This is a genomic window from Mycobacterium timonense, from assembly GCF_025821985.1.
GTDB classification, from domain to species: domain Bacteria; phylum Actinomycetota; class Actinomycetes; order Mycobacteriales; family Mycobacteriaceae; genus Mycobacterium; species Mycobacterium avium.
In genome coordinates, this window is the sequence record NZ_JACKSY010000007.1 from 22,166 (window position 1) to 43,488 (window position 21,323).

21 protein-coding genes, 28 tRNA genes and 2 pseudogenes are annotated in these 21,323 nt (G+C 64.4%); 12 read left to right on the forward strand and 39 right to left on the reverse strand.

From position 1 onward, the window contains the following. Positions 1 to 247: 247 nt before the first annotated feature. The 9 genes and pseudogenes from H7I87_RS00890 to H7I87_RS00930 all read right to left on the reverse strand — a co-directional run bounded on the left by H7I87_RS00890 (position 248) and on the right by H7I87_RS00930 (position 7,807). The gene (locus H7I87_RS00890; protein WP_083071622.1) at positions 248 to 616 is read right to left on the reverse strand and encodes a hypothetical protein; all 369 of its coding nucleotides are present in this window, start codon (positions 614 to 616) and stop codon (positions 248 to 250) included. An 11-nt stretch (positions 617 to 627) separates the two neighbouring features. Next, the gene (locus H7I87_RS00895; protein ID WP_244179144.1) at positions 628 to 2,028 is read right to left on the reverse strand and encodes an RNA-guided endonuclease InsQ/TnpB family protein; all 1,401 of its coding nucleotides are present in this window, start codon (positions 2,026 to 2,028) and stop codon (positions 628 to 630) included. A 3-nt stretch (positions 2,029 to 2,031) separates the two neighbouring features. Next, positions 2,032 to 2,181: pseudogene (locus tag H7I87_RS00900) on the reverse strand (IS200/IS605 family transposase); the annotation flags it as partial. 102 nt (positions 2,182 to 2,283) lie between these two features. Then, positions 2,284 to 2,505 carry a hypothetical protein gene (locus H7I87_RS00905; protein ID WP_083071623.1) on the reverse strand — a complete coding sequence of 74 codons (222 nt, stop codon included), beginning with the start codon at positions 2,503 to 2,505 and terminating at the stop codon, positions 2,284 to 2,286. Between the two features lie 101 nt (positions 2,506 to 2,606). After that, a complete protein-coding gene (locus tag H7I87_RS00910; RefSeq protein ID WP_083071639.1) occupies positions 2,607 to 2,825 on the reverse strand; it encodes a hypothetical protein in 219 nt (72 codons plus the stop codon). 58 nt (positions 2,826 to 2,883) lie between these two features. Continuing rightward, the gene (locus H7I87_RS00915) at positions 2,884 to 3,891 is read right to left on the reverse strand and encodes a transglycosylase SLT domain-containing protein (protein WP_083071624.1); all 1,008 of its coding nucleotides are present in this window, start codon (positions 3,889 to 3,891) and stop codon (positions 2,884 to 2,886) included. A 60-nt stretch (positions 3,892 to 3,951) separates the two neighbouring features. Beyond that, positions 3,952 to 6,285, reverse strand: coding sequence for a hypothetical protein (locus H7I87_RS00920; protein WP_139800154.1), 2,334 nt, complete (start codon positions 6,283 to 6,285; stop codon positions 3,952 to 3,954). 143 nt (positions 6,286 to 6,428) lie between these two features. Further along, entirely contained in the window at positions 6,429 to 7,481 is a 1,053-nt protein-coding gene (locus H7I87_RS00925) for a hypothetical protein (protein WP_083071626.1), read from the reverse strand. Further along, a complete protein-coding gene (locus H7I87_RS00930) occupies positions 7,481 to 7,807 on the reverse strand; it encodes a hypothetical protein (RefSeq protein ID WP_083071627.1) in 327 nt (108 codons plus the stop codon). Before H7I87_RS00930 ends, H7I87_RS00925 begins: the two co-directional genes overlap by 1 nt. 216 nt (positions 7,808 to 8,023) lie before the next feature. Here H7I87_RS00930 and H7I87_RS00935 point away from each other — a divergent pair, with 216 nt between their 5' ends. From H7I87_RS00935 to H7I87_RS00950, 4 genes are all read left to right on the forward strand, one after another. Then, positions 8,024 to 8,326, forward strand: a complete 303-nt coding sequence (locus H7I87_RS00935; protein ID WP_139800155.1) for a hypothetical protein — start codon at positions 8,024 to 8,026, stop codon at positions 8,324 to 8,326. A gap of 37 nt (positions 8,327 to 8,363) precedes the next feature. Beyond that, positions 8,364 to 8,657 (forward strand): hypothetical protein, encoded by a 294-nt coding sequence (locus H7I87_RS00940; protein WP_083071629.1) that lies wholly within the window; start codon positions 8,364 to 8,366, stop codon positions 8,655 to 8,657. A gap of 170 nt (positions 8,658 to 8,827) precedes the next feature. Further along, entirely contained in the window at positions 8,828 to 9,205 is a 378-nt protein-coding gene (locus tag H7I87_RS00945) for a hypothetical protein (protein ID WP_083071630.1), read from the forward strand. 182 nt (positions 9,206 to 9,387) lie between these two features. Continuing rightward, positions 9,388 to 9,672 (forward strand): hypothetical protein, encoded by a 285-nt coding sequence (locus H7I87_RS00950; protein ID WP_085241420.1) that lies wholly within the window; start codon positions 9,388 to 9,390, stop codon positions 9,670 to 9,672. A gap of 238 nt (positions 9,673 to 9,910) precedes the next feature. Here the strand turns inward: H7I87_RS00950 and H7I87_RS00955 are convergent. After that, positions 9,911 to 9,988 (reverse strand) — tRNA-Ile (locus H7I87_RS00955). Between the two features lie 318 nt (positions 9,989 to 10,306). On the opposite strand from H7I87_RS00955, the gene H7I87_RS00960 reads away from it, so the two are divergent. Next, positions 10,307 to 10,777, forward strand: a complete 471-nt coding sequence (locus H7I87_RS00960) for a DIP1984 family protein (protein ID WP_083071631.1) — start codon at positions 10,307 to 10,309, stop codon at positions 10,775 to 10,777. Positions 10,778 to 11,127: 350 nt separating this feature from the next. Here the strand turns inward: H7I87_RS00960 and H7I87_RS00965 are convergent. Both H7I87_RS00965 and H7I87_RS00970 read right to left on the reverse strand, forming a co-directional pair. Further along, positions 11,128 to 11,201 (reverse strand) — tRNA-Arg (locus H7I87_RS00965). A gap of 110 nt (positions 11,202 to 11,311) precedes the next feature. After that, positions 11,312 to 11,386 (reverse strand) — tRNA-Leu (locus H7I87_RS00970). Positions 11,387 to 11,448: 62 nt separating this feature from the next. Between H7I87_RS00970 and H7I87_RS00975 the strand changes: the two genes are divergently transcribed. Then, positions 11,449 to 11,967: a hypothetical protein gene (locus H7I87_RS00975; RefSeq protein WP_139800156.1), complete on the forward strand. Its 519-nt coding sequence runs from the start codon at positions 11,449 to 11,451 to the stop codon at positions 11,965 to 11,967. Between the two features lie 284 nt (positions 11,968 to 12,251). On the opposite strand, the gene H7I87_RS00980 is transcribed toward H7I87_RS00975, so the two are convergent. The 26 genes from H7I87_RS00980 to H7I87_RS01105 all read right to left on the reverse strand — a co-directional run bounded on the left by H7I87_RS00980 (position 12,252) and on the right by H7I87_RS01105 (position 16,306). Further along, positions 12,252 to 12,326 (reverse strand) — tRNA-Arg (locus H7I87_RS00980). Between the two features lie 13 nt (positions 12,327 to 12,339). Then, positions 12,340 to 12,412: transfer RNA gene (locus tag H7I87_RS00985), tRNA-Arg, on the reverse strand. Positions 12,413 to 12,414: 2 nt separating this feature from the next. Next, positions 12,415 to 12,489, reverse strand: a tRNA-His gene (locus tag H7I87_RS00990). Between the two features lie 85 nt (positions 12,490 to 12,574). Continuing rightward, positions 12,575 to 12,660, reverse strand: a tRNA-Ser gene (locus tag H7I87_RS00995). A 52-nt stretch (positions 12,661 to 12,712) separates the two neighbouring features. Continuing rightward, a tRNA-Ala gene (locus tag H7I87_RS01000) sits at positions 12,713 to 12,786 on the reverse strand. Positions 12,787 to 12,854: 68 nt separating this feature from the next. Then, positions 12,855 to 12,926: transfer RNA gene (locus H7I87_RS01005), tRNA-Asp, on the reverse strand. Between the two features lie 17 nt (positions 12,927 to 12,943). Further along, positions 12,944 to 13,021, reverse strand: a tRNA-Ile gene (locus tag H7I87_RS01010). Positions 13,022 to 13,026: 5 nt separating this feature from the next. After that, positions 13,027 to 13,098, reverse strand: a tRNA-Glu gene (locus H7I87_RS01015). A gap of 26 nt (positions 13,099 to 13,124) precedes the next feature. Continuing rightward, positions 13,125 to 13,199 (reverse strand) — tRNA-Phe (locus H7I87_RS01020). After that, positions 13,200 to 13,273 (reverse strand) — tRNA-Glu (locus tag H7I87_RS01025). An 11-nt stretch (positions 13,274 to 13,284) separates the two neighbouring features. Then, positions 13,285 to 13,360: transfer RNA gene (locus tag H7I87_RS01030), tRNA-Gln, on the reverse strand. A gap of 11 nt (positions 13,361 to 13,371) precedes the next feature. Then, positions 13,372 to 13,443 (reverse strand) — tRNA-Gln (locus H7I87_RS01035). 14 nt (positions 13,444 to 13,457) lie between these two features. Beyond that, positions 13,458 to 13,542, reverse strand: a tRNA-Tyr gene (locus H7I87_RS01040). Between the two features lie 12 nt (positions 13,543 to 13,554). Next, positions 13,555 to 13,626: transfer RNA gene (locus H7I87_RS01045), tRNA-Asn, on the reverse strand. Between the two features lie 81 nt (positions 13,627 to 13,707). Further along, positions 13,708 to 14,199, reverse strand: coding sequence for an HNH endonuclease (locus tag H7I87_RS01050; protein WP_083071633.1), 492 nt, complete (start codon positions 14,197 to 14,199; stop codon positions 13,708 to 13,710). A 45-nt stretch (positions 14,200 to 14,244) separates the two neighbouring features. Further along, positions 14,245 to 14,318: transfer RNA gene (locus H7I87_RS01055), tRNA-Met, on the reverse strand. Positions 14,319 to 14,330: 12 nt separating this feature from the next. Next, positions 14,331 to 14,402, reverse strand: a tRNA-Val gene (locus H7I87_RS01060). Between the two features lie 17 nt (positions 14,403 to 14,419). Continuing rightward, positions 14,420 to 14,496 (reverse strand) — tRNA-Pro (locus H7I87_RS01065). Positions 14,497 to 14,649: 153 nt separating this feature from the next. Next, a tRNA-Cys gene (locus H7I87_RS01070) sits at positions 14,650 to 14,720 on the reverse strand. A 2-nt stretch (positions 14,721 to 14,722) separates the two neighbouring features. Continuing rightward, a tRNA-Gly gene (locus H7I87_RS01075) sits at positions 14,723 to 14,797 on the reverse strand. Between the two features lie 21 nt (positions 14,798 to 14,818). Beyond that, a tRNA-Lys gene (locus tag H7I87_RS01080) sits at positions 14,819 to 14,890 on the reverse strand. A gap of 23 nt (positions 14,891 to 14,913) precedes the next feature. Continuing rightward, positions 14,914 to 14,986, reverse strand: a tRNA-Lys gene (locus H7I87_RS01085). A gap of 13 nt (positions 14,987 to 14,999) precedes the next feature. After that, positions 15,000 to 15,087, reverse strand: a tRNA-Leu gene (locus H7I87_RS01090). A gap of 14 nt (positions 15,088 to 15,101) precedes the next feature. Further along, positions 15,102 to 15,189, reverse strand: a tRNA-Leu gene (locus H7I87_RS01095). 195 nt (positions 15,190 to 15,384) lie between these two features. Further along, positions 15,385 to 15,651, reverse strand: a complete 267-nt coding sequence (locus H7I87_RS01100; RefSeq protein WP_139800157.1) for a hypothetical protein — start codon at positions 15,649 to 15,651, stop codon at positions 15,385 to 15,387. A gap of 277 nt (positions 15,652 to 15,928) precedes the next feature. Continuing rightward, positions 15,929 to 16,306 carry a hypothetical protein gene (locus tag H7I87_RS01105; protein WP_083071634.1) on the reverse strand — a complete coding sequence of 126 codons (378 nt, stop codon included), beginning with the start codon at positions 16,304 to 16,306 and terminating at the stop codon, positions 15,929 to 15,931. Positions 16,307 to 16,462: 156 nt separating this feature from the next. Between H7I87_RS01105 and H7I87_RS01110 the strand changes: the two genes are divergently transcribed. Further along, complete coding sequence (locus tag H7I87_RS01110) at positions 16,463 to 16,996, forward strand: helix-turn-helix domain-containing protein (RefSeq protein ID WP_244179145.1); 534 nt, start codon at positions 16,463 to 16,465, stop codon at positions 16,994 to 16,996. A 2-nt stretch (positions 16,997 to 16,998) separates the two neighbouring features. On the opposite strand, the gene H7I87_RS01115 is transcribed toward H7I87_RS01110, so the two are convergent. Next, positions 16,999 to 17,604, reverse strand: a complete 606-nt coding sequence (locus H7I87_RS01115; RefSeq protein WP_244179146.1) for a DUF3298 domain-containing protein — start codon at positions 17,602 to 17,604, stop codon at positions 16,999 to 17,001. Positions 17,605 to 18,471: 867 nt separating this feature from the next. On the opposite strand from H7I87_RS01115, the gene H7I87_RS01120 reads away from it, so the two are divergent. From H7I87_RS01120 to tnpB, 5 genes and pseudogenes are all read left to right on the forward strand, one after another. Then, positions 18,472 to 18,544, forward strand: a tRNA-Trp gene (locus tag H7I87_RS01120). Positions 18,545 to 18,694: 150 nt separating this feature from the next. After that, positions 18,695 to 18,769 (forward strand) — tRNA-Thr (locus H7I87_RS01125). A gap of 171 nt (positions 18,770 to 18,940) precedes the next feature. Next, a complete protein-coding gene (locus tag H7I87_RS01130) occupies positions 18,941 to 19,195 on the forward strand; it encodes a helicase HerA domain-containing protein (protein ID WP_083071636.1) in 255 nt (84 codons plus the stop codon). Between the two features lie 34 nt (positions 19,196 to 19,229). Then, positions 19,230 to 19,948: pseudogene (locus H7I87_RS29105) on the forward strand (IS607 family transposase). Positions 19,949 to 19,955: 7 nt separating this feature from the next. Further along, on the forward strand, positions 19,956 to 21,323 hold a 1,368-nt coding region (gene tnpB / locus H7I87_RS01140), incomplete at its 3' end, for an IS607 family element RNA-guided endonuclease TnpB (protein WP_264002508.1).

A 21,323-nucleotide genomic window follows, 5' to 3' on the forward strand; every position in this document is an offset into this window, starting at 1 on the left:
AGGGTCTACCGGACTACTCGGGACCTCGTCACGATTCCTGACACAGGCAGGCACCCGCCGCGCCGCCGCCTGTTGTGGGAGACGCTAGAGAGATCGGCCCCCGCCCCGGCCCTGGCCACTTCCTGACTCATGAGTTTCATTGGATTGAGGGCTGATTGGCGGCCAAGCTCCGGGAGCCTGCCGACGAACTCGCTTGCCCAATCGAGTTCGGTCCGTCGCTCATGTCTTTCGGAATCCGCTGTCACCGTCATCGACTTGCCCGGGGACTTACTTCAGGGCAGCTGTAGGAGCTGTCCGGTGTACTGGCTCGCAGGAACCACCGACTCGCCAACCAAGCAACAGCATCCGCCTTGTGCTCGTGCTTCGGTTCGAAAGACTGCTGGATCGCTTCAAGATGCCGCCCCGCAACCGCGGCGTCGACGCCCTCGACCGCTTCGAGCTGGCAGTCCGCTGGCAACGTACCGGCGAACCACATGCTCTGAAATCGCAACCATTCGTGCCGGTGCGGGTAGTCGGCTGGGATCACTTCCGATGGCGGCAGCAGCTCGCCCAGCCTTGCGGGGAAAGCCAGCAGCACATCGTCAACCTCCTGCGGCTGCGCGTAGGCATCGGTCATCGGTTAATCCTTCACATGCTCCGTACTCCGTCGTTGCTTGCGGGGCATGAGGTTTCGGTACAACTGGCGGATTGGTCGTCTAAGGCCGTTCGGCCCACTGGAAATTGGCGTACCATTGACGTCCTCCCTACGGCTGAAAGCCGGGGGATTCCAACCTGTTGGGTGGGTTGGAGCAGTAATTCCTCGCGGTTTCCTGCTGGTTCCTGCGTCGACGTCACCACCGCACCCGGAGGTGTGGTGGTTGCTCGGCAGGCGGTGACCGCAAGCCCTGCGGCCAGTATGTTTTTGGCGGCGTTCACATCGGCATGCACGGGTCCGTGTGGGCAGTTGGTGCACCGGAAAACCGCTTGGCTCTCACGATTTTTCGGGTCCACATGCCCACATGTCGAGCACCGTAACGAGGTGAATGCTGCCGGGACCTTGATCACCTGTGTCCCGCTGTAGCGGGCCACAGAGGTCAACGATTGTTCGAACCGATGCCACCCCTTTCCCAGGATGGCCTTGTTCAGGCCTGATTTGCCGGCGGCCCCGTTCGGAAGGTATTGGCCGGGGTTGTCGGGATCTTCGACGGGCTTGGCCCGCCGGGTCATGTTGCGGGTTTTGAGATCTTCGACCACTACCACCGCGTTGGTGTGCGCCAACCGGGCAGCCGTCTGGACGCAGAAGTCCTGCCGGCGGTGACGCTCACGAGCCCGCAGCGTCGCCAATTTCGACCGGGTCTTGGCACGGTTGGCCGAATCCTTGGCCGCGCGCGACAGCCTGCGCTGCAGAGCTACCGCGCGGCGATGTTCACCGTCAGTGACGAATGTCTGGTCGATCAGTTCACCGTCGCTGGTGGCCACCGCCACCACCACGCCACGGTCGACCCCCACCGCCGTGCCGGGTGCCCCGTGTTCTTCGCGTGTGCTCATGCCGTCCTCGACGAGGAACGACACGAACCAATGCTTGCCTTCCCTCGACAGGGTGGCCGAGCGGATAGCTTCTCCCTCCAGGCTGCGCGATGCCCGGAACTTCACCCACCCCAGCTTGGGCAGCTTCACCCTCGCGTGGCGCCGATTCAGTTTCTGCAGTTCCATCTTGTTGCCCTCGGGGAACCGGAACGACGGAGCCCACCGCCTCCCAGAGCGCCAATGGACCCGAAACGTGCCATGCTCGCGGCACGCTCGGTCCAGGTCCATCAACGTCTGCTGCAGACAATGCCCCGGAACGACTTTCAACCACGGTTGTTCGGTCTTGGCCTCGACCAGCTCGTGGGCCTGAGGCCGATAGTTCATCCACGCGCCGCGTCGGCGGTACTCGCGGCGCTGTTCTAGGCCGGCGTTCCACACCGCGCGGCACGCCGCACCGATCTGTTCGGCGAACTCAGCTTGTTCGTCGCTGAACTCGACTCGAAAACGGCGACCCGCCAGCATGATTCAGCGGTCCTTCTGCGTCTCGACATACCGCTTGATCACCGACAACGGCGCACCCCCCACCGTTGCCACGAAATACGAGTTCGTCCACAACGACGGCAACCGCGAGCCTAGCCAGGGAAGCTCCTCGCGCAACAGACGCGACGACCGGCCAGGCTCGTGGGCCTGAGGCCGACAGTTCATCCACGCCCCGCGTCGGCGGTACTCGCGGCGCTCAGTGATTCGCATCGTTGTCCTCGTTCCTATTGCGGACATCTACTGCGGTGCAGCAAAGGTCATGCAGCGGTAGTCCTTGGTTTCAGCATGGGTCCAGCGCCATGGCGCGTCGGCGTCGTAGTCGGGCAGCAGAACGATCTCGTCTCCGCAGTACCGACATTGGTCCCGGCACGGCTCCTGCTCGTTGCGCGAGGTGTCGGCCGCCGCTTCCAGGATCATCCGCTCCATCTGGTCGAGCTCGTCGTCGCTTGCGGCAGTCATGCTGGCTCCCTTGCTGATGCGTTCACTGGACTGTTGAGGCGAGCTATACCCGGGCTGTACGGCTCGTCGGAAACGGGCCACCGATCACCGTCCACAACGGCCTATCGGGCGGGCACTGAACTGGCAGCCTCGGAAGGTGTGAGGCCCTTCTTCCACATGTCGTAGAAACCATCCAGCGAGTATCCGTCGACAGCCTGGTCGCCGTCGGGGTCATGCCCGAGCGCGGATTCGACCGCGTCGATCCAGCTCTCCCATGGGGTGGGTTCACAGCTAGCAGATTCATATGCCCAAATGTCGGCATGGTCGGTGCTTGCGGTCACGGCGTGCTCCTCGTCTTTGTGCTGATTTGCTGGGGCCATTCGTAGGCGTGCTGAGCCGTCAGTAGGCGCCGTATCCTGCAGCTGCGCGTTGGGCGTGGTAGTGCGCCAAACCATTGCCGTCTGCTCCTATGCCGTGCCCGGCCATCTGGTAAGCCACCGACGCCGAAGCGTTGGCCACCGGGTCGTAGATGTTGTTCGAGGTTCCACCGACGTGGTAGCGCGCGAATGTCTCTGCGGTGGTCTGCCAGAGGCCGCGGCTGCAGTTCAACCTCGCACCGTCTGCCTGGATGGGGCCTACCGCGTTCGAGTCTTCGTGGTTGACCGCGTCGGGAACACCGCTGGATTCCCTCATGCCTTGGTTGTACATGATGTCGCGCCAATGCGCGCGTACTTGTGGGTCGCGGCTAATTCCGTTGTTGTCCAACGCTTTATCGATCACTGCGACCAGTTGTGATTTCGTCAGCGGCGCATTCAGGCCTGTCTGGCGGAAGTCGATGCCGCTGATCGACAACGGCTGATGGCCGCCGGCGGGTCCGAAATCACCGCTGCGCCCGGCTGGGTCGGCGCCGGAGAGGTCGGCGCCGGCGAGCAGTTTAGCCAACGCATCCGGTGCGATGTTGACCATGTCGGGGGCAAGTTGCGGAGCGGGCGGCATCGCCGGTGCGGGCGCCGGCGCGGTCATCGCGGGCGCGGGAGCCGGCTCGGCCGTGGGGGCGGCCAGCGGTGACGCGGGGCCCACGGGCCGGTTCAACGCATCACGCAGCGCCGCTAGGCCGCCGGGGTCGATCTGGCGGGCGCGCGCGGCGCTGGCGCGGTCGGTATCGGCGAGATCGGAGACCGCGCGTTTGCCTTTCCCTAGCGTGTCGTCGGTGGTGTCGATGCTGCTTTTGGTTTTGTCGTTGTGGTCCCGCAGAGCCGAGGAGATCGCTGGGTCGCCGATGCCGGAGGGGTCGTGGTCGGGTAGCGCTTGTCGCTGATCACGAAGTCCCCCTTGGGTGTTGGTGTAGACACCCAAGGCTTCGTCTTCGCGGTATCCGATCTGCGGCGACGGCCCGGCCTGTGTCATCGACTACCTCCTGATGCGCGAACCCGACCGTTGTTGTCTCGAGCCGGCGGTGAGCGGTGTTCAGTTCCCGGGCGGTACCGCGCCGGGGTCCAGGCCGGGCCGCCCGGGCGGCGGGCCCTGTTGCGGGATTACGCCGGTGTGGGTGTCCTGAGTCGTCACCGGTGCGGCCGGCGGCGGGGCCTGCGCCGAGGTCTGCTGGATGGTTTGCGCTTCGGCGCCAGGCGTTGCAGCGCCGTCGTCGACGAGCCGGAACAAGCCTTCGTGAGGGCCCCCGCCGGTCGTGACCTCGTCGAGCGGCTTGACTTCGCCTTGCTCGGTGATGGCCCAGTCCTTGCCGCCTTGCTCGCCGAGGTAGACCGCGTTCTGGTTGTTGGCGCCCATGATCACGTTGCCCGGTTTAAGGTCACTGGATCCCACCGGTGTGCCGATGTCCTGTCCAGGCGGCGGCAACCGGAAACCTGCCTCCGAGGCGGCCTGGCGGATGCTCTTGTGGCTCGAGCCGTCGGTGCCCGCCAGGTTGTGCGCCAACGCGGCCAGCTTCGGGTTGTCGAAAGTCCATTTCCGCCCACCGATTTCGGTGGTGTTGGCTGCCCCTGGGGGGCCACCGGGCGTGCCCGGCGCACCGGGCCCTGGCGGGTGGGCGGGCCCGGGGGTCTTGTGGCCGGCCGGCGTCATCGCGGCGCCGGGATCGGCGGCGACCCCGGTTGCGGGGCCGTCGCCGGGTTTTGTCGGCGCATGCTCGGAGGCGGGCTTTTCTTTGAGCCTGTCGTCGAGCGCCTTTTTCAGATCGGCGTCGGTGACTCCCGGGTGCGCCAGCGGGTTTTGGCCCGGATGGGCGGCGTTGGCCAGGCCGGGGATGTTCCCCAGGCCGGGCATTGTCGGCATGGACGGCATGGTCGGCATGCCCATACCCGGCATTGTGGGCAGACCGCTGCGCAGCAGCGACGCCAAATCTTTGGCCTGCTGGTCCGGATTGTTCGATGCCGGCGGCGCGGCCGGCGGGGCGGCTGGCGGCGGCGCGGCCGGGGCTGGCTCCGGCTGGGGTTTGGTCGCGCCGGTGTCGGTGGTCGACTGCGCGGGGGTGCCGGATCCGTGGTAGTCGGCGATCGTGAAGGGGTCCGCTGCGCCCGCCAACGCTTGAGCGGTGCGATTCATCTCCTCGACAGCGTTTTTAAGGTTCGCCGTCGAATCGCTCATGTTGGCTTCGTTCACGTGGTTGGCCATGAACGGGATCAGACCCGACGTCGAGTTGTTGATCTCTTGCCGGTTCGTGAGGTTTACCTGCCGGAACGCTTGGTAGGCGTCGTTGAAGTTGGTGGCGCCACCCATCAGTTGGCGACCCATCGCAGGCAGCACGGTGTCACGCAGCTCCTCCAACGCGGTCACGCTCGGCTTGGCCTTGGCCCACGTCGCCGCCACGTAGGGTTCCTCGGTCGGCGTCTTGTAGGCCGCCTGGATCGACTGAATCAGGCCATCCACTTTGCCTGCGAGCGCGTTGACTTTCGCTGCGACAGCCGAAAAGTTGGTCGTCGTCTCGATCGCGGGCGACACTGTGGGCCACACGTCTTCGGGGTGGAACTCGAACGCGGCATTGTTGGTGCGCACCATGCCCTGATCCATGCGCACGATGGTGCCGTCACGGTTACCGTCGTGGGTCAACGGCAGAAAGTAGGTGCGCGGCGGCTCCGGGCGGGCATTCAAGTCCGGGGCCCCACCGGGACCGAACAGCTCCGAAATCAGGTTGTTGACCGCACGCCGTTCGTCGGTGTCGAACACCCAGAACGCCGCAGTGATCGCCAATCCCAGACCGGGAAGCGACATCGTTCCGAGCCGCAGCGCGGTCTGGGCGCCCAGCTTGGCGCCCATCAGGGCGCCGCGGCGGGCAGCCAGAGCGCTCGCTTCGGCGAGCCCTTTCTTGATGCCGCGGTCCACGATCGCCTCGCGCAGGGTCCGCTGTGCGGCCTTCACCGCAACGTGGCCGGCGTCGTCGGCGATGTCACCGGCGGCGCCGACAGGTCCTTTGGGGACCGTCGGCTCCCCTGGCGCGGGGCCAGGTGCCTTGGGGGGTTCGGGCGCAGCATCGGGTGACGGTTTGGGCCCACCCGAAGGTGCGGGCTTGGGGACCTGCGCGGTGGGTCCGTCCATGGGGCTGCCCGCCGAGCCGTCCAGCGAGGTTTGCGGGGTGGTTTGCGGCGACTCACCTGGCCGCGGCCCGGGCCCGCCCGGCGGAGCAGGCGCCGGCGGCTCGGGCGGTGCCGTGGTGGCCGCCGGCGGGTTACCGGCAACCGAGTTCAGAAACTGGTTGACCCTGTCGTGGCCCACAACCCGGTTCAGGCCGAACGCGCCGCCGAACGCGGCGACCGGGTCCATCCCTGCCCGGTAGACGTCATCCAACAAAGCTGTATGTCCGCCAGCAACACCGGGATCCGCCGCAAAACTCGGCGCCGTCACCGACCCGCCCCCATTGTGTCCGCCAGAGCCACCACCGGCCCATGGATTCAGACCACCATGTTCGGTCATCTAACTCTTCCCCCCGTTTACCGCCGCCGGCTTTCGCCGCGACCTATGACCCCCGATGTCGCAATCTCGGACGCGATGTCCGCACCTGTGAGATCAGGGTCCCTATTGATGATAGAAGTTTTGTCACGTCGTTTGCCCTGCGCAACGCCGCCCGCACCACCGGACATCGGCCCCATCATCGGCGACATCGGCACACCGCCGGCACCGGGCGCGCCCGCCGAGCCCGCCGCGCCCCCCGGCGAAGGGTCAACCGTAAACGCTGGGCTCCCTTTGCCTGACACGTCGGCGGCAGTCGTCACCCCCGACAAGGTCGGCATCTGCTGGCCGCCCCCCTCAGCCGCCGAGGTATGAGTCTGGCCAGCTCCAGCATCCAACTGCGGACCCGACTTTGGGATCTCCCTCGAATCGTCGTCGCCGAGACTGTCCAGCAGCGCAGCGACTGGATCCTCGCTCTCCGGAGAAAATGCGACCGGATCACCACCGCCGCCCTCGGGCACACCCGCCCCGGCGGGCATCGCCACCCGAGGCGCCCCGGCGTGCCCTAACGACGACAACACGCTCATCAACGGACCCCACGCAGACGCCCCTGGAAACGCGCCCGCCGAGCCGGGAGCACTCGGCAGGTCCTTCGTCGCATCATCTAACGACTGCGCCGACGCCTTCTCCCCGCTCTCAAACTTCTTCTGCGCCTCCCGTTTCTGATTCAGCAGATCCGCCAAACGGTCAATCGCGTTCTGTTCGTCCTGGGACCTCTGCGCCTGTTCCGGGGTGCCGGCCGCCGCCGCGGCCTGCGACGCTGCCTCGATCACTGCTTCCTGCGCGGCGCGGATCTCGGCATCCGAGGGCGTCGCCGCGTCCCGCTCAGCCACCAAAGCCTGCCGCTGCGCAGCCGCACGCGCGACGGCGCGCGCGGCATCGGCGATCGAATCCAAGTACACACCTCGCTGCGCTAGCGCGGCGCGCATCGCATCAGCGGCAGCTCCCTGGGATTGGTCGTCAATTCCGATGCCTGCCAAGGTTTCCCGAATAGCCGCGATATCGGCCGCGACCCGGTCAGGCTGCCCCGTCATTAAGCGGTCCTTTCGCCCGCGCCAAGCAGGCGCTGATAATCACTGAGCCACGCTTCAAAAGCGTTGATAATGACAGCATTAAGGATCGCCTCAATATCGGCGGTGTCGCGTTTGCAGAACCGATCGACAATCTGGATCTCGGCGACCTTGCCTCGCCACACCAGGACTCCAACTTCTGGCGCGACGACGTCGTTGAGATACATGCCGACGGCTTGATCGAGGGCACGACGCCGTTGGTCGGCGACCGCTTCGATGTCCTCGATACCTGCTAAGACTTCCTGCAATGTTGGATGCACGACCTCGACGCCCCCCTCCAGCTCGCACACTGATTCATCAACTTTACCTTAAGGCAGGTAGCTGGCCGATAAGTGCCGCGCGCGCCGAAAACCCCGATAAACATTGCTTTAAAACACTTCTCGACACGCCGCGCCGAAATGAGGTTTCCCTTTGCGGAGGGGGTGTATGGGTCCTAGACTCACGCGCAGGGGGTGTCGGGATGGCTCGAGGCCCACACGCATTTCCAAATGGAAGGGGTCCTCAACGTGATCATCAAGTTGACGACTGGTGACATGCGCAATATCGCGTCCACCGGTCATTCGCAGGCTGACGACTTCAGCAACGTCTACAACCAGGTGGCCAACCTCGCCGACGATCTGGCGATGTCGGGCATGCAGGGAATGGCCGGACCGGCGTTGTCCGCCAAGGCCGCTGAGTTGCGCCAGCAGGTTCATCAGCACTCGGAGACCGCCAAGGAGAAATTCCTCGCCGTGTCCGGGTTCGCCGACCGCACCGATGAGGCTGAGCACGAACGCCAGTCCCGAATCTTCAGCATCCAGTCGCTGTAAGCCCATCCGACACACTTCCTGAAAGAAGGAACACATCATGGCTGACACCGTTCTCTACAACATTCCGCATATCGAAAGCGCCCTGGCTACGATGCAGTCGCTCAACATGCAGGGCCAGGACTTGGCCCACGGAATGACCCAGCAATACCGGATCCTCGACGAGGTGTCGTCCGGTCAGGCAACCAACCGCGGTATCGAGTTCGGCGCCCATGCCGACCAGATCCGCGCCCACGCCGCCGAGATCCTTCAAAGCGCCCACACCGCTGTCCGGCAGGCCGCCGACGACCAGGTGGGTGTGGACCAGCACTGGGCCGGCCTCATGGGCCTGTAATGCAGCCCTGACTTGCAAGGAGGCGAAAGCCCCCGGCACATCGCGTGAAGCGGCCGGGGGCTTTCTGCTTGTCTGCGCGCGCGTGTGTCGCGGCCAATTTCGAAGCCACCCCCGCTGTTAGTCTCAAACTTGACCGTACGGATCGACTCTTATTGCGGAGGGGACAGACCATGGCGATCCCAGTGTTCTTCACTGCCGAACTCATGCCATTCCAGGACATCGCGGGCACCGTGGTCGATGAGGCCCTCGTAGCGCTGGGCAACGAACTCAAGGGATTCTTCGACGGCAAAGCCGACTTCGTCATTAAAGACGGCCACGAATCGGTGGTCGGATTGACCTACGATGCCAGCGCCACCGATCCAAACCTGCCGGTGGTCATCGGAACACTCGTCGCCGGTTTTCGCGGCGTCAGCGAGCAAGAAGCCCTCACCATCGCCCAGACCTTCTCAAGCAAGAACTTCCCTCGAGTCACGGCGTCGCTGGATCAGGCCGCAATCGTCACCCACCCCACAGACGCTGCCGCCGCCACAACCACCAGCGACGCATAGCAAGGAATACGGCCCGAACTCGCGGCGCTCACATTCGCTCCTACGAGCCGGCGATCGCCACATAGCGTGACTCCGTGTGCGCCAGGGGGAAGCAAAGCCTTCCGCAGATAGCGAGACGCGTTGTCGGCGAGGCGCGAGAATTCCTCGTCGGCTCACAACATGAGGGTGTTCGCGTAGACGCAGTGTTCCACTACGGCGCTGTTGATATCGATCCGCGCCACCTTGTGGTGTGGATCCTGTTGTCCGGCAAGGATGATGACCAGCTCCCCGAGTGGCTCGCAGTTCAACCCGGGCCCGCACAGCAGCCTGACTCCTGTCCAATCGACTATCAGTGGTTGGTGGAGCTGCGCACCGAGATAGTCCGACGATTCGCCGAAGCTGACTGGCCAACGCCGGAACAAATCGCCGTGTACGCAGACAGCTCACATCGAGTCAAGGCCCATGGAGGCTGGTTCTACTTCAAATAACCACACATCCAGTCCTGCCGCTCCCGGCCTACCGCACGACCGAACGCGACCCGCAACGATATGACGAACGAGTGTGTGCGAGTTCGCATCTAGCGCAAAGCGTCCCACCGCTAGGCCAGCTTCATCGAACACCGCCGCATTCCTCCGCAACCTGGTTCGTCTCCACCCTTGGACTCGGACCGGTGGGAGCAATGTGTAGCCACGGCAGTCGGCGCGGGGCCGACCGCATCGATCACCTTGGTGCGCCGAGCGGGGATCGAACCCGCGACCGTCACGTTATAAGCGTGCTGCACATACCAATCCGTGCTCCCGGCGCGCGAACATCCATCTGGGTGGTGAGCCCACGGCGACGTGACAGTTCACCACACAGGCGAAGGGTCGTGTCATCCGTGCCAGCCGGCGATCATGTCGCCGCGATCGCCGCGGCATGCGCTTTCGTTGCGTGGCCCAATCCGTAGCCCGCGCGCGGTTAGGCTGCTGCCGCATCTGATGGTGGCAATTTAATGCGTTGCGGGCCTGATCAGAGCCGCTATAGTAGGCCGCCGGGGGTCTGCCCGCAGTTTCGTTCCGCCAAGCCCGCGAGGTGTGCGCGCAGGGTCTGCCCGGTCGAGTATCGAAACAGGGGGTGAGGGTTGTGAAGCTGGCGGAAGCTCTATCGTTGCGCGCGGATGCGGTGCGCCGGATTGAGCGGTTGCGCGGTCGCATTGTCAGCAATGCTCGGTTTCAAGAGGGCGAGGAGCCTGCCGAGGATGCCGCGGCTCTGCTCGCCGAAGCCGACGAGGTGCTCGACGAGTATGAGACCCTGATGCGGCGGATCAACCGCACCAACGCCGCCACGTCCATCGGGGCGGAGGGCACGTTGACCGACGCGCTGGCTCGCAGAGACGCATTGCGGGCGCGTCACTCGGTGGTGACTTCTGCGGCAGACGCGGCCGCAGGAGCAAGCCAGCCCGGCTATGCGCGCCAACTGCGCTCTGAGCTGAAAATGTTGTCCGCCTTGCCTGTTGCCGAATTGCGGGCACGCGCCGATGATCTGGCCCGAGAGCTGCGTGAGCTCGATGTGCGGATCCAGCGCTCCAACTGGGAGGTCGACCTGCTGGACTGACGAACCGAGGTGGCGCAGGTAGTTATCGCGAAGGCGTGCACAAGCCCCGCCGGCGGGCCAAGCCGGCTCTACTGGTGCACGAAGGGCAGTGCAACGGGTTCAACTCCCATCTCACGGCGCAGCCCAGCATCGCGCACAGGTGACAGGGCACGGCACACAGCACACCACCACGTGCAGATTCGCGACGACGAGGGTGGGCACGGGGCACACACCTCCGGGCGTCGAATGGCGCTCGTCTGGTTCAAGGAGATCGGTCGAACCGCTAGGACTCCAGCCGACGATGAGGGACGAGCGATCGCCGACGACGGCGTCAGCGACAACCTGGCTCAGCACATCAGCGCCCACGGCGGTGCCCACGGCGGGACTCGAACCCACACCACATCGGTTTAGAAGACCGGCGCTCTGTCCATTGAGCTACGCGGGCTAATCCGGTCACCGGCCGTTGGTAGCGACACCGGTATGCCGGCCTCGGCGGTGGCGCCGAAATTCCGGGGCGGTCGCTTGATCCGCGATCGCCGCCGTGTCCACCGACAGTGTCCCCGACAGGATTCGAACCCGCACATGTGCCAGATTTAAGCTGGCCGCCTCTACCGATTGGGCCACGGGGACCGGATCATTGCTCAACTAATGTGGTCTTTGTGTGGTGGGTGTGGAGGTTTGCCGTAGCGGCCATGGTGCTCATCGCAAGCACGGTTCCGGCGGCGCATGCCGACTCTGGCTTTCCTGACGTGAACTCCTATGCCGCAGTGGATGTCGAGCCATATTCCGTGTCCCTGGATTTCCTGGGGTATACGCACGGTTACCAGTTCGCTGCACCAGCGGGGTATCGGTGCCGGATGTACACGGCGGCGAAGCAGTATCCGGCGGATTTCGGACAATGTTGGGGCAGCTTGCCAGGGACATCGGACAACGCCGTGTCCATGTCGGAGGCGGCGTCGGCGCAGGTCGCCAGTAAGGATCTGTCGACGTTCGATGATTACTCGGTGTGGGATTCGGTGAAGGAGGCCGAAGTCAAGAAGAGGTTCGGGCCAGAAGACTACAGGGTGTTGCCTGTCGGTAGCCGACTCTCTCGCTACGATCTCACATGCGTGGTGGATGCGCAGATGACGGCGTGCATCACCGGCAAGAACGCCAGAACCGGTGAGCAGCATGGATTTGTGCTCTCGACGCGGGGTAATCATCTCTTCTGATCACGGTCATCACTGAATCACATCGCCGACCCCAGCTGCTACGACTGGACAACGGCACGGAACCGGCCGCTGACGCGATGCGTGACATGGGTATCCTCCGAATGTTTCGCGGCTTCAACGAATTCCTGGATTCCGGACACTACAGAGTGTCGAATGCGAGCAGTCGTGCTGACTGCCTGTTTTCTGTCGCCGCGACATTGATATCGGTGGTTCATTCCAGGTATCGATCCGAAAAGCTGGTCACTCCCAGCGCCTCTGCCAGTTGGGAAAGCGGGGCATCGTTTTGGCGCCCCCGGAGAGAGTCGAACTCCCACCCACAGCTTCGTAGACTGGCGCTCTATCCGTTGAGCTACAGGGGCTTTGGAATGTGAGCGCCCTTGGCAGGACTCGAACCTGCAACCGCCGGTCCCGGAAACCGGTGCGCTATCCGTTGCGCTACAAGGGCATTGGGGCGATCGGAGGGAGTTGAACCCATCGATTGCGGAGTCACAGACCGCTGTGTTGCCGTTACACCACGACCGCCATGCGTGGTCGCCGCCTTCGACGTCGCGCGCCCACAGTGGCCCATGATTGGGCCGGCGAGCACGATGTTGCGGAGGCGGAGGTGCGGAGGCGGAGGGATTCGAACCCCCAACCGCGGGTCAAGCGGCGACTCGCTAGCGACGAGCTGCAATACCGTTCTGCCACGCCTCCAAAAGCACACTTACTGAACAGGGCACCTGCGGCCCTAATTCGGCTGTGCGCGTGGAGAATAGGGGATTCGAACCCACTGGCCTCCCGCGTGCAAGGCGGGCGCTCTCCCAACTGAGCTAATTCCCCCTGAAGCGCCATCAGAGCAGGCGAATGGGCCTGATACCCACCAGCCCACATGATCTGGTGACGGCGGGCGACCATGACGGGATTCGAACCCGCGTCCTCCCGCTCGACAGGCGGGCGCTCTACCACTGAGCTACACGGCCAATGACGCTGACCTATGTGGTTGTCCGGGGAGGGATTGAACCTCCGGCCTCCGCTGTATCAGAGCGGCGCTCTTAACCGACTGAGCTACCGGACACCGGCCACCCCGTGCGGGACTCGAACCCGCTCCCCCGCTGTGAAAGAGCGGGAGACTAACCCATATCCGAACGGGGCACAGCATGCCGGGCCGAGACAATGGGTGCCGCTGACAGGATTTGAACCTGTGACCTTCCGGGCTTCAACCGGACGCTCTGCCTGAGCTGAGCTACAACGGCTGGCAGTCCGTACGAGAGTCGAACTCGTTCCGTCTGGCTGAGAACCAGGTGTGCTGCCGATACACCAACGGACCCCCGGCAGTCCTGGCTGCCTCGTCAGGACTCGAACCTGAACTGTCCGGAACCAAAATCCGGTGGGCTACCGATTACCCCACGAGGCATCTGAGAAGGGCTGACCCGCCAGGACTCGAACCTAAACCGACTGATCCAGAATCAGCCATGCTACCGATTACACCACGGGTCAATGGGTCTCATGCGTGCGTGCGGGGGGATTCGAACCCCCTGCGCCCCAAGGACAACTGCTTTACAGGCAGCCGCGACTAACCGTATTCGCCTCGCACGCTTGGCATCACAGCTCCCCGAGCAGGACTCGAACCTACAGTCACGGATTAACAGTCCGCTGGTTTACCGGTTAACCGACCGGGGATTGACGCGGCATCGTGCGGGCGGGCGGCGATTACACACACACTTCAGTGGTGCTGACGAGCGCCGCCCGCCCGCAATGGAATCAAGCTGGCTGCGGGACCCGCCGCCACCGGACCCGGTCGCGCTCCTTGGGTTCGAAGGGTTCGCGGATCAGCCGCATCCCAGCCTCCTGTGGCGTCAGGTCGTCTTTGACACCGTTGCAGGCCTGGCAGGCCGCCACCAGGTTGTACCAGGTGTCCCCGCCGCCGCGCGAGCGAGGCAGAATGTGGTCCACGGTGTCGGCCGGTCCACCGCAGTAGCAGCAGATGTTGCGATCGCGGCGAAGCACCCCGTCGCGGGTGACCCGGTTGTCGGGCTTGTACGGGATGTGCACGTATTCGTGCAGTGCCACCGATATCGGCAGCTCGATCACCAGCGACGGGCTGCGTATATGCACCGCGGGGCTGTGTACGTCGATGACGTAGACCGCACCCCGCAGGATCAGCCGGACCGCCTCTTGCCACGGAATGCGGGACAGCACGCGGTAGTCGGCGTTGTAGACCTCGACGGTCAGATCGGGCATCAGGATCGCCATGGCCTCGTACCTCCTTTCCGTGTCTGTTCGGTCTCGGCGAACTAGTTGCGCGGGCAGGATTTGAACCTGCGACTTCCGGGTTATGAGCCCGGCGGACTTCCGAACTGTCCTACCGCGCAGCGTGTTTGACGTACCCCTGGAGAGAGTCGAACTCCCAACGACCTGCGTGTAAGGCAGGGGCTCTCCCGTTGAGCTACAGGGGCGTTGCGATCTTGCTGTTTGGTCGGGATGGCACGATTTGAACGTGCAACCGCCTGGCCCCGAACCAGGTGCGCTTCCAAGTTGCGCTACATCCCGTTGGCATCGACGGAGGGAGTCGATCGCCCCACCCAGGGCGATTGCACCCCCGCTGTACGACTCGTTGAGCCAGACGCGTCGGCGCGCGGATGATCCGTCCGCCCTGACGGCTCCCTTTGCGAGACAAAACATGGCCCCACCGCGCCGGTGTTGAGCGGTCGGCGGGAGTCGAACCCGCGTCGGCGGCTTTGCAGGCCGCTACCTAGCCTCTCGGTCACGACCGCAATGGAGCCGGTGACGAGCCTCGAACTCGCCCCTTCAGTTTGGAAGACTGATGTGCAGCCTGTTACACCTCACCGGCCTTATGCACTTGAAACTGCCGTGCGCCGTGAGGGTTTCGATCCCCCGTCTCCAGATTAAGAGTCTGGTGCTATCCCAACTCAGCTAACGGCGCGCGCGTGTGTGTCCTGTTATCGGTGGGCCGCCCGGGACTCGAACCCGGAATTCAAGGGTAAAAGCCAAGAGTGATACACGATTTCACCAACGACCCGATGTGTCTGCTGTGCGCCCGGCAGGGGTCGAACCTGCACGCCCTATTACGGGCACCGGAGTCTGAATCCGGCACGTCTCCCACAATTCCGTCACGGACGCTTGACACCGCGAAGTGCGCTCGGCAGGACTTGAACCTGCACGCCCGTAATGGGCACCCGGGTTTGAGCCGGGCGCGTCTACCATTTGTTCCGCCACGAGCGCGGATGCCACCACTGTGTAGTTCTCAAAGGTCTTACAGCACAGGCAATATCGGCCTGGACTGTCGCGGTGCACACGGTTTGGCCGGGTGCGGTGCTGCAAACGATGGTGCAGCATGCAACGCGGCGTGTAAAGGCGATAATTCAGCGGTGATTCGTTGTGGCCCAATGGAATTGGGTGCAGCGAACTACAGGAATGTCAGGCGACGTTCCTGTCAGCGCAAACACTGAGACTGAGATATTTATGAGAGTTTTCTTCAGGCCCTTGCTTCCGGCCGGGGCGCACACCCACTGGTGGGGCGGAAGGTTGACGAAATGACCGGAAGCACATTGGCTGACTAAAGCCGAGGCGCTCTTTCATCGTCCGGGCAGCGGCATTGACGCTGATGGTTTCCGCGCACAACAAAGCCACCGTGGACCCAGCGGGTATCCCGGCGAGCAAATCGTCGTGACGGAACATCGTCATGCATTCACGGTAACACCTAGGTCAGACACATCAGAGCATCAAAACGACGGCGACCAGCCGGCTGCCCAGTGGCCACGCCGATGCGACACACTGCGACCAACACCGAGCGTCTGGCGCGATCCAGAACCGCGAGATCGGTGCGCAGGGTCCTCGCGGCTTCGATGCGTCGGGTTTCAACGTCGACGGGCCTGCGAATTTTCGCTAGACGCCGGTCGGGTCGATTCCTGCAGCGTGGCCAGGCGCCACCGTGGTCGCGGGAACAACGGTTTGCCGGGACTTAGCGGGTTGGCGAACGTAGCTGACGCAGCGTGGATTCGACGCGCTGTACCGCGAACGTGCGCGCCACCTCAACCAGTCTGGCCTCCTCGGCCCTGAGGGCTTCCCCATGCCAACCCGATGCGGGCAACTTGCGGATCCGCTCGTTGGCATTCTCGGCGATCTTCTCGAGGTCCGAGCGCAGGTGGTCCGCCAGCGCCTCCGTGCCCGGGTTCGCGACCGAAAACTCAGGCGGCCACAAACCTTGCAATACCTGTGCTCGGCAATCGCGCGCGTCCTGGACGGTGTGCGGCGGCGGATCGATTCGTGCCTCGGCCAGCGCTCGTTCGGTCGACCGACGCAGCCGCCGACGCGACGACAGCCAACCGACGAGAGGCACCAGAAAAGCGTATCGACGGCGCTCCATCACAGCGCGTCCACGCGCTAAGCCCGAGGTGCGTCGGGACACCTTGGCCGGGCGCTCGCCGGTCCGTGATTTCGCGGCGGCCCCATCCCGCCCAGCGCCTATAGCAGTGAATGCTATAGGCTGGCGGTTGTGAGCTCCAAAAGCGCCCTGCTGCGCAAGGTCATGACCGACACCGGCACAACCCAATCCGAACTGGCACGCCTCAGCGGAGTCCACCAGCCAAGCATCAGCCAATTCCTTTCCACCAAAGTCGACTTCACCGACGAACTGCTCGACCGACTCCTCTCCTGCATGGGATACCGCCTGGAAGTCACCCGGCACGCCACAACCGCTGACCTGACACCTTCTGAGCGCCGCTCCTGGCTATTGCACCGGCAGCTGGCCACCCATCTCACACGCTCTACGCTGCCGCAATGGCGGGCGACCATCTTGGCTAACCTGGATTGCTTGCGCAGCGGCGTCCGCGGCCAGCCACACCGCCGCAACATCGACCGATGGCAAACAATCGTGGAGCACGGCGACATAGCCGGCCTTCGCCGGGCACTGACTGGACTTGACCGCGACTGCATCGAAATGCGTGAGGTAACGCCGATGGCCGGCCTGCTCCCCGATGAGGAACGCAAGAAAATTCTCCGAGACATCGCGCGCAGCCGCACCGCTTGATATCAGTCCTGCGTGAGCGCCTTCATGTCGGCGGCCAGCACGTCGCTCAGTGCCGACCAGGGCACGGTGATCACGGGCGATCCGTGCCCAAGCTGACCATCACGGAAGTGGAGTTCTATGCCTGCGGCGGTTGGAATCCAGTTAGCGAAATTCGCCTCTATCGGCCGGTTCCCGGGTTCGTCCGGCATCGGCCCGTCGCCGTGGCCGTAAACCTTGGGCCAAATCGCCTTGGTCTGTTCGGACAGCCGGTTCAAGCCGTCGTGCTCGTTGACAAACAGATCTTTCAAGGTGATCGGAGAAGCGCTGCGGCTGTCGATGACGACCGTGTTCACGTAATCGATAGGATGAGCAGCCCTGTCGGCGTAGTAGACACCGGTGAGGACTTCCCCAATTGCGGTTGGCCGGAATGTCACTGCCGATTTCACCTCGAGGTTCCAGGAGCGCACCCCGTCGGCGTCGGAGCGGGCCTGGTCGATCTGCGCGCGGGCGGAGGCGTCGCTGGCTTTGTTGAATGCCTCGGCCACTGCTGGGTCACCGCCCGAAAGCTGCCCGGCTCCCGCGTGCCAGTGCCCCGCTCCGTCAGGGGTGGCGCCGTCGATGGCGGCCATTGTGATGTTGTAGGTCTTGCCATTCGAGACACCCGATTGCCCGGCGTTGGGCGCTGCGGGAGTACTTGTCGACGCAGTGGGCGTCGCGTTGGGCGAACCCCTTTGTGCGCTAGGCGAGTTCGGCTTGCGATTCGCGCAGGCCACCAACGAGATGGTGATGACAGCTACAGCGGTAGCTGCGGTGAGTACCGAAAGGGCACGTGGCATCCAAATTTCCCAAGGGCTTCAGTGTCGTTACGAGTCAATTCTGGCTTACAGCCGGCGACGGCTCGGGACCAATCGCTCGGCGAAGTTGCCCCCGCGCGGGCGGCGCGGCAGGACGAGCCGCCGCCGATGTCGGCCCCTGGCTGTTACCGTTAGAGCATGTCCTTGTTCGTGACGCGCTACGCCGGCACCGAACCGAGCAGCCTCGGATCGGTTTCTTCGGCGTGGATTCTGCGCGTCACACAACTGCAGCTGTGGCCGCGCTCCCGACCCAATCAACCTGTCTGCGTTTCAACAGGCGTGTGGCCGGGTCGGGAGGAAGGCCTGAAAAATTTCTTCAACAATTTGCTACAGGATATCACCGCTGCTAGGCGCGTCCCGCGACACGCCTAGAATTCAGCACACCCTTAACCCACCATTGCCGCAGTTCGTAGTGGGTTTTGTTCCATTGACATGCCTGTGGCCGGGGGTGTTTACTACCTCTCGTTGCCCGTTTTCAGGGCGTGCTGGATTGTTAACTACAGAGTGGATCTGATCGCGCTTCGCGGAATCAGTTGTCGCGGCCAAGGGCTCGAATCCGGGACCCGTGGGCCGTGCGGCTTCGAATCCCGCAAGGGCGCGCATCGGGCCGGCCCCCGCAATGGAATGGGGCCGGCCTGTCAGGCGGGCGTAGCTCAATTGGGAGAGCGGCGGTCTCCAAAGCCGCATGTTGCAGGTTCAAGTCCTGTCGCCCGTGCTCATCGCCGTCAGCTCGCCAGCTCTCGTAGCGGATTCCCTCGCGGCGGACCGCGGCTCGACGCGAGTGTGACGGCGCGGTCGCGGGAGAGCATTTCGGCCAGATCCGCTGGCCCACAGATGATCTCCTCACTTAATGACCCTCTCGAACGCCTCTTTAGCTCAGTCGGTTTAGAGCAGCTGTCTCGTAAACAGCCGGTCTCCGGTTCGATTCCGGAAAGAGGCTCTACGAAATCGCGTTTGGGGTAATCCAGTTCGGGAGACCAGCTCGGCCGGCGGGGCGCCGTGTGTCCGTCGGTGTACCGGTTGTTTCTGCCCGGCGGATGCGGTGGCTGGGCGGCCGCGTCGGCGTGTCAACCACTGCGACCCTGCACACCCGCAGCATAACCTTGAGTTTATGAATGTCGGCGGATCCACCAGCGCGGGCGACCTCGTGCTCGCCGACAACCTGCATCTCCCCCTGTCCAGCATCACAGAAACCTTCGCCATCCTGGCCAACCGAGGCTCAGGCAAATCCGCCACCGCGCACCGCCTCGTCGAGCAAATGCACCGCGCCCACCTTCCTGTCGTCGTTCTCGACATCAAGGGGGACTGGTGGGGCATCAGATCCAGCGCCGACGGAAGGGGTTGCGAACTGTTCGGCGATTCGTGAGTAAACGTGATCGAATGTGTGTTTTAGTGAGTGGGTGAAGTTGGCGGAGTGGGCGCGTGCGAATGGTGTGCATCCGCAGACTGCGTATCGGTGGTTTCGTGAGGGCCGGATGCCGGTGCCGGCTCGCCGGTTGGAGTCGGGGACGATCTGGGTCGATGCGCCAGCGTCTGGGGAATCCGGCCACACNGTNGTNTATGCGCGGGTGTCCTCGCATGATCAGCGCGCCGATCTGGACCGGCAGGTCGCCCGCTTGGCGGATTGGGCGACCTCGAACGGTCACGTGATCGGCGAGGTGGTGACCGAGGTCGGGTCGGGCCNTATGCGCGGGTGTCCTCGCATGATCAGCGCGCCGATCTGGACCGGCAGGTCGCCCGCTTGGCGGATTGGGCGACCTCGAACGGTCACGTGATCGGCGAGGTGGTGACCGAGGTCGGGTCGGGCCTGAACGGCAAGCGCCCCAAGCTGCGCNGGATTTTGTCGGACCCGTCTGTTTCAGTGGTGATCGTGGAGCACCGTGANCGGTTGGCTCGCTTCGGGGTGGAGCACCTGGAAGCGGCGTTGTCGGCGCAGGGCCGCCGGATCGTGGTGGCCGACCGGGGCGAGACTGTCGATGATNTGGTGCGCGACATGATCGAGGTGCTGACTTCGATGTGTGCACGTTTGTACGGCCGGCGTGGAGCGCGCAACCGGGCGATGCGAGCGGTGACCGCGGCCAAACAGGCTGAGCCTGTCGGGGTGGTTGCGGGTGGCTAGGTTCGAGGTGCCCGAGGGGTGGANGGCGCAGGCGTATCGGTTCGCCTTGGATCCGACACCAACACAGCTGCGCGGGTTGGCGTCTCATGCTGGTGCGGCACGGTTCGCCCATAATCACATGCTGGCGTTGGTGAAAGCGACCATGGATCAGCGGGCCGCTGAGCGCAGCTACGGGGTGCCCGAGTCTGAGTTGACGCCGGTGTTGGGGTGGTCGCTGCCGGCGCTGCGGCGGGTGTGGAATCAGCNCAANGCNNGGTGTGCGCCGTGGTGGGGTGAGAACTCNAANGAGGCCTACAACACCGGCCTGGACGCGCTGGCCCGCGGCCTGGAGGCGTGGTCGACATCCCGCAGAGGGCAGCGCAAAGGGCGCGCGGTCGGCTTCCCACGGTTCAAGACCGCCCGAGCGGGCAAGTCGGTGCGGTTCACCACCGGGACCATCAGGATTGAGGCTGACCGCCGCCATGTCACCCTGCCGCGGCTGGGCGCGATTCGCACCCATGAGTCGACCCGTAAGCTGGCCCGCCGCATCGAGGCCGGCACAGCCAGAATCCTGTCGGCCACGGTGCGTCAAGATAGCGCCGGGCGCTGGCACTGCGCCCTGCAGGTGATCGTNGANNCCAAGACGCGGCCCGCCCACGCACGCCGGTCACCGCATGCGGTGGTTGGTGTCGATGTCGGGGTCAAAGCCGATGCTCTGCTGGTGGTGGCGTCCCCGGACGGGGTGGAGGTCGACCGCATCCCGGCGCCGAAGTCGTTGACCGCCGCGCAGTCGCGGCTGCGGGCGTTGCAGCGCCGCGCGGCCCGCCAACACGGCCCGTATGACTTTCAGACCGGCACGCGCCGGCAGCCGTCGCGGCGGTGGCGCACGACTCAGGCCCGCATCGGCNGCACCCATGCTCATGCCGCCGCGGTGCGCCGTGACGTGCTGCACAAGGCCACCACCGCCCTGGCCCAACAACACCAGGTGATAGTCGTCGAGACATTGAACGCCGCCGGTATGCGTAGCGCTGGTGGGGCCCGCAAGCGTGGCCTCAACCGTGCCCTGGCTGATGCCGCCCTGGCCGAGGTGCGGCGCATGCTCGGCTACAAAACTCGTTGGTACGGTTCCCNTCTGGAGGAAGCCGACCGGTATTTTCCGTCATCGAAGACCTGCACGGGTTGTGGGAGGCGAAAGCCAAACCTCACGCTGGCCGACCGAGTCTTCGACTGCGAGCACTGCGGCACGCGGATCGATCGTGATCTGGGTGCTGCGATCAACCTCGCCCGACTCGGCGAACCCAACTGGGGTGAACAGAGTCCCGCCGGGAGTGGCCCGGTGGCAGGACGTGGAGCCACGCATGAGACCGAACCCGCGCCAGCGGGCGACGCAGCAGGC

What these genes read in the sequence shown, in the direction of transcription:
- H7I87_RS01100 (WP_139800157.1), bottom strand. Translation starts at nt 15,651, where the DNA reads ATGACGATGTTCCGTCACGACGATTTGCTCGCCGGGATACCCGCTGGG.
- H7I87_RS01130 (WP_083071636.1), top strand. Translation starts at nt 18,941, where the DNA reads ATGAATGTCGGCGGATCCACCAGCGCGGGCGACCTCGTGCTCGCCGAC.
- H7I87_RS01115 (WP_244179146.1), bottom strand. Translation starts at nt 17,604, where the DNA reads ATGGCCGCCATCGACGGCGCCACCCCTGACGGAGCGGGGCACTGGCAC.
- H7I87_RS00975 (WP_139800156.1), top strand. Translation starts at nt 11,449, where the DNA reads ATGGTGCTCATCGCAAGCACGGTTCCGGCGGCGCATGCCGACTCTGGC.
- H7I87_RS00945 (WP_083071630.1), top strand. Translation starts at nt 8,828, where the DNA reads ATGGCGATCCCAGTGTTCTTCACTGCCGAACTCATGCCATTCCAGGAC.
- H7I87_RS00940 (WP_083071629.1), top strand. Translation starts at nt 8,364, where the DNA reads ATGGCTGACACCGTTCTCTACAACATTCCGCATATCGAAAGCGCCCTG.
- H7I87_RS00895 (WP_244179144.1), bottom strand. Translation starts at nt 2,028, where the DNA reads ATGCTGGCGGGTCGCCGTTTTCGAGTCGAGTTCAGCGACGAACAAGCT.
- H7I87_RS00915 (WP_083071624.1), bottom strand. Translation starts at nt 3,891, where the DNA reads ATGACACAGGCCGGGCCGTCGCCGCAGATCGGATACCGCGAAGACGAA.
- H7I87_RS00905 (WP_083071623.1), bottom strand. Translation starts at nt 2,505, where the DNA reads ATGACTGCCGCAAGCGACGACGAGCTCGACCAGATGGAGCGGATGATC.
- H7I87_RS00890 (WP_083071622.1), bottom strand. Translation starts at nt 616, where the DNA reads ATGACCGATGCCTACGCGCAGCCGCAGGAGGTTGACGATGTGCTGCTG.
- H7I87_RS00925 (WP_083071626.1), bottom strand. Translation starts at nt 7,481, where the DNA reads ATGACGGGGCAGCCTGACCGGGTCGCGGCCGATATCGCGGCTATTCGG.
- H7I87_RS01050 (WP_083071633.1), bottom strand. Translation starts at nt 14,199, where the DNA reads ATGGCGATCCTGATGCCCGATCTGACCGTCGAGGTCTACAACGCCGAC.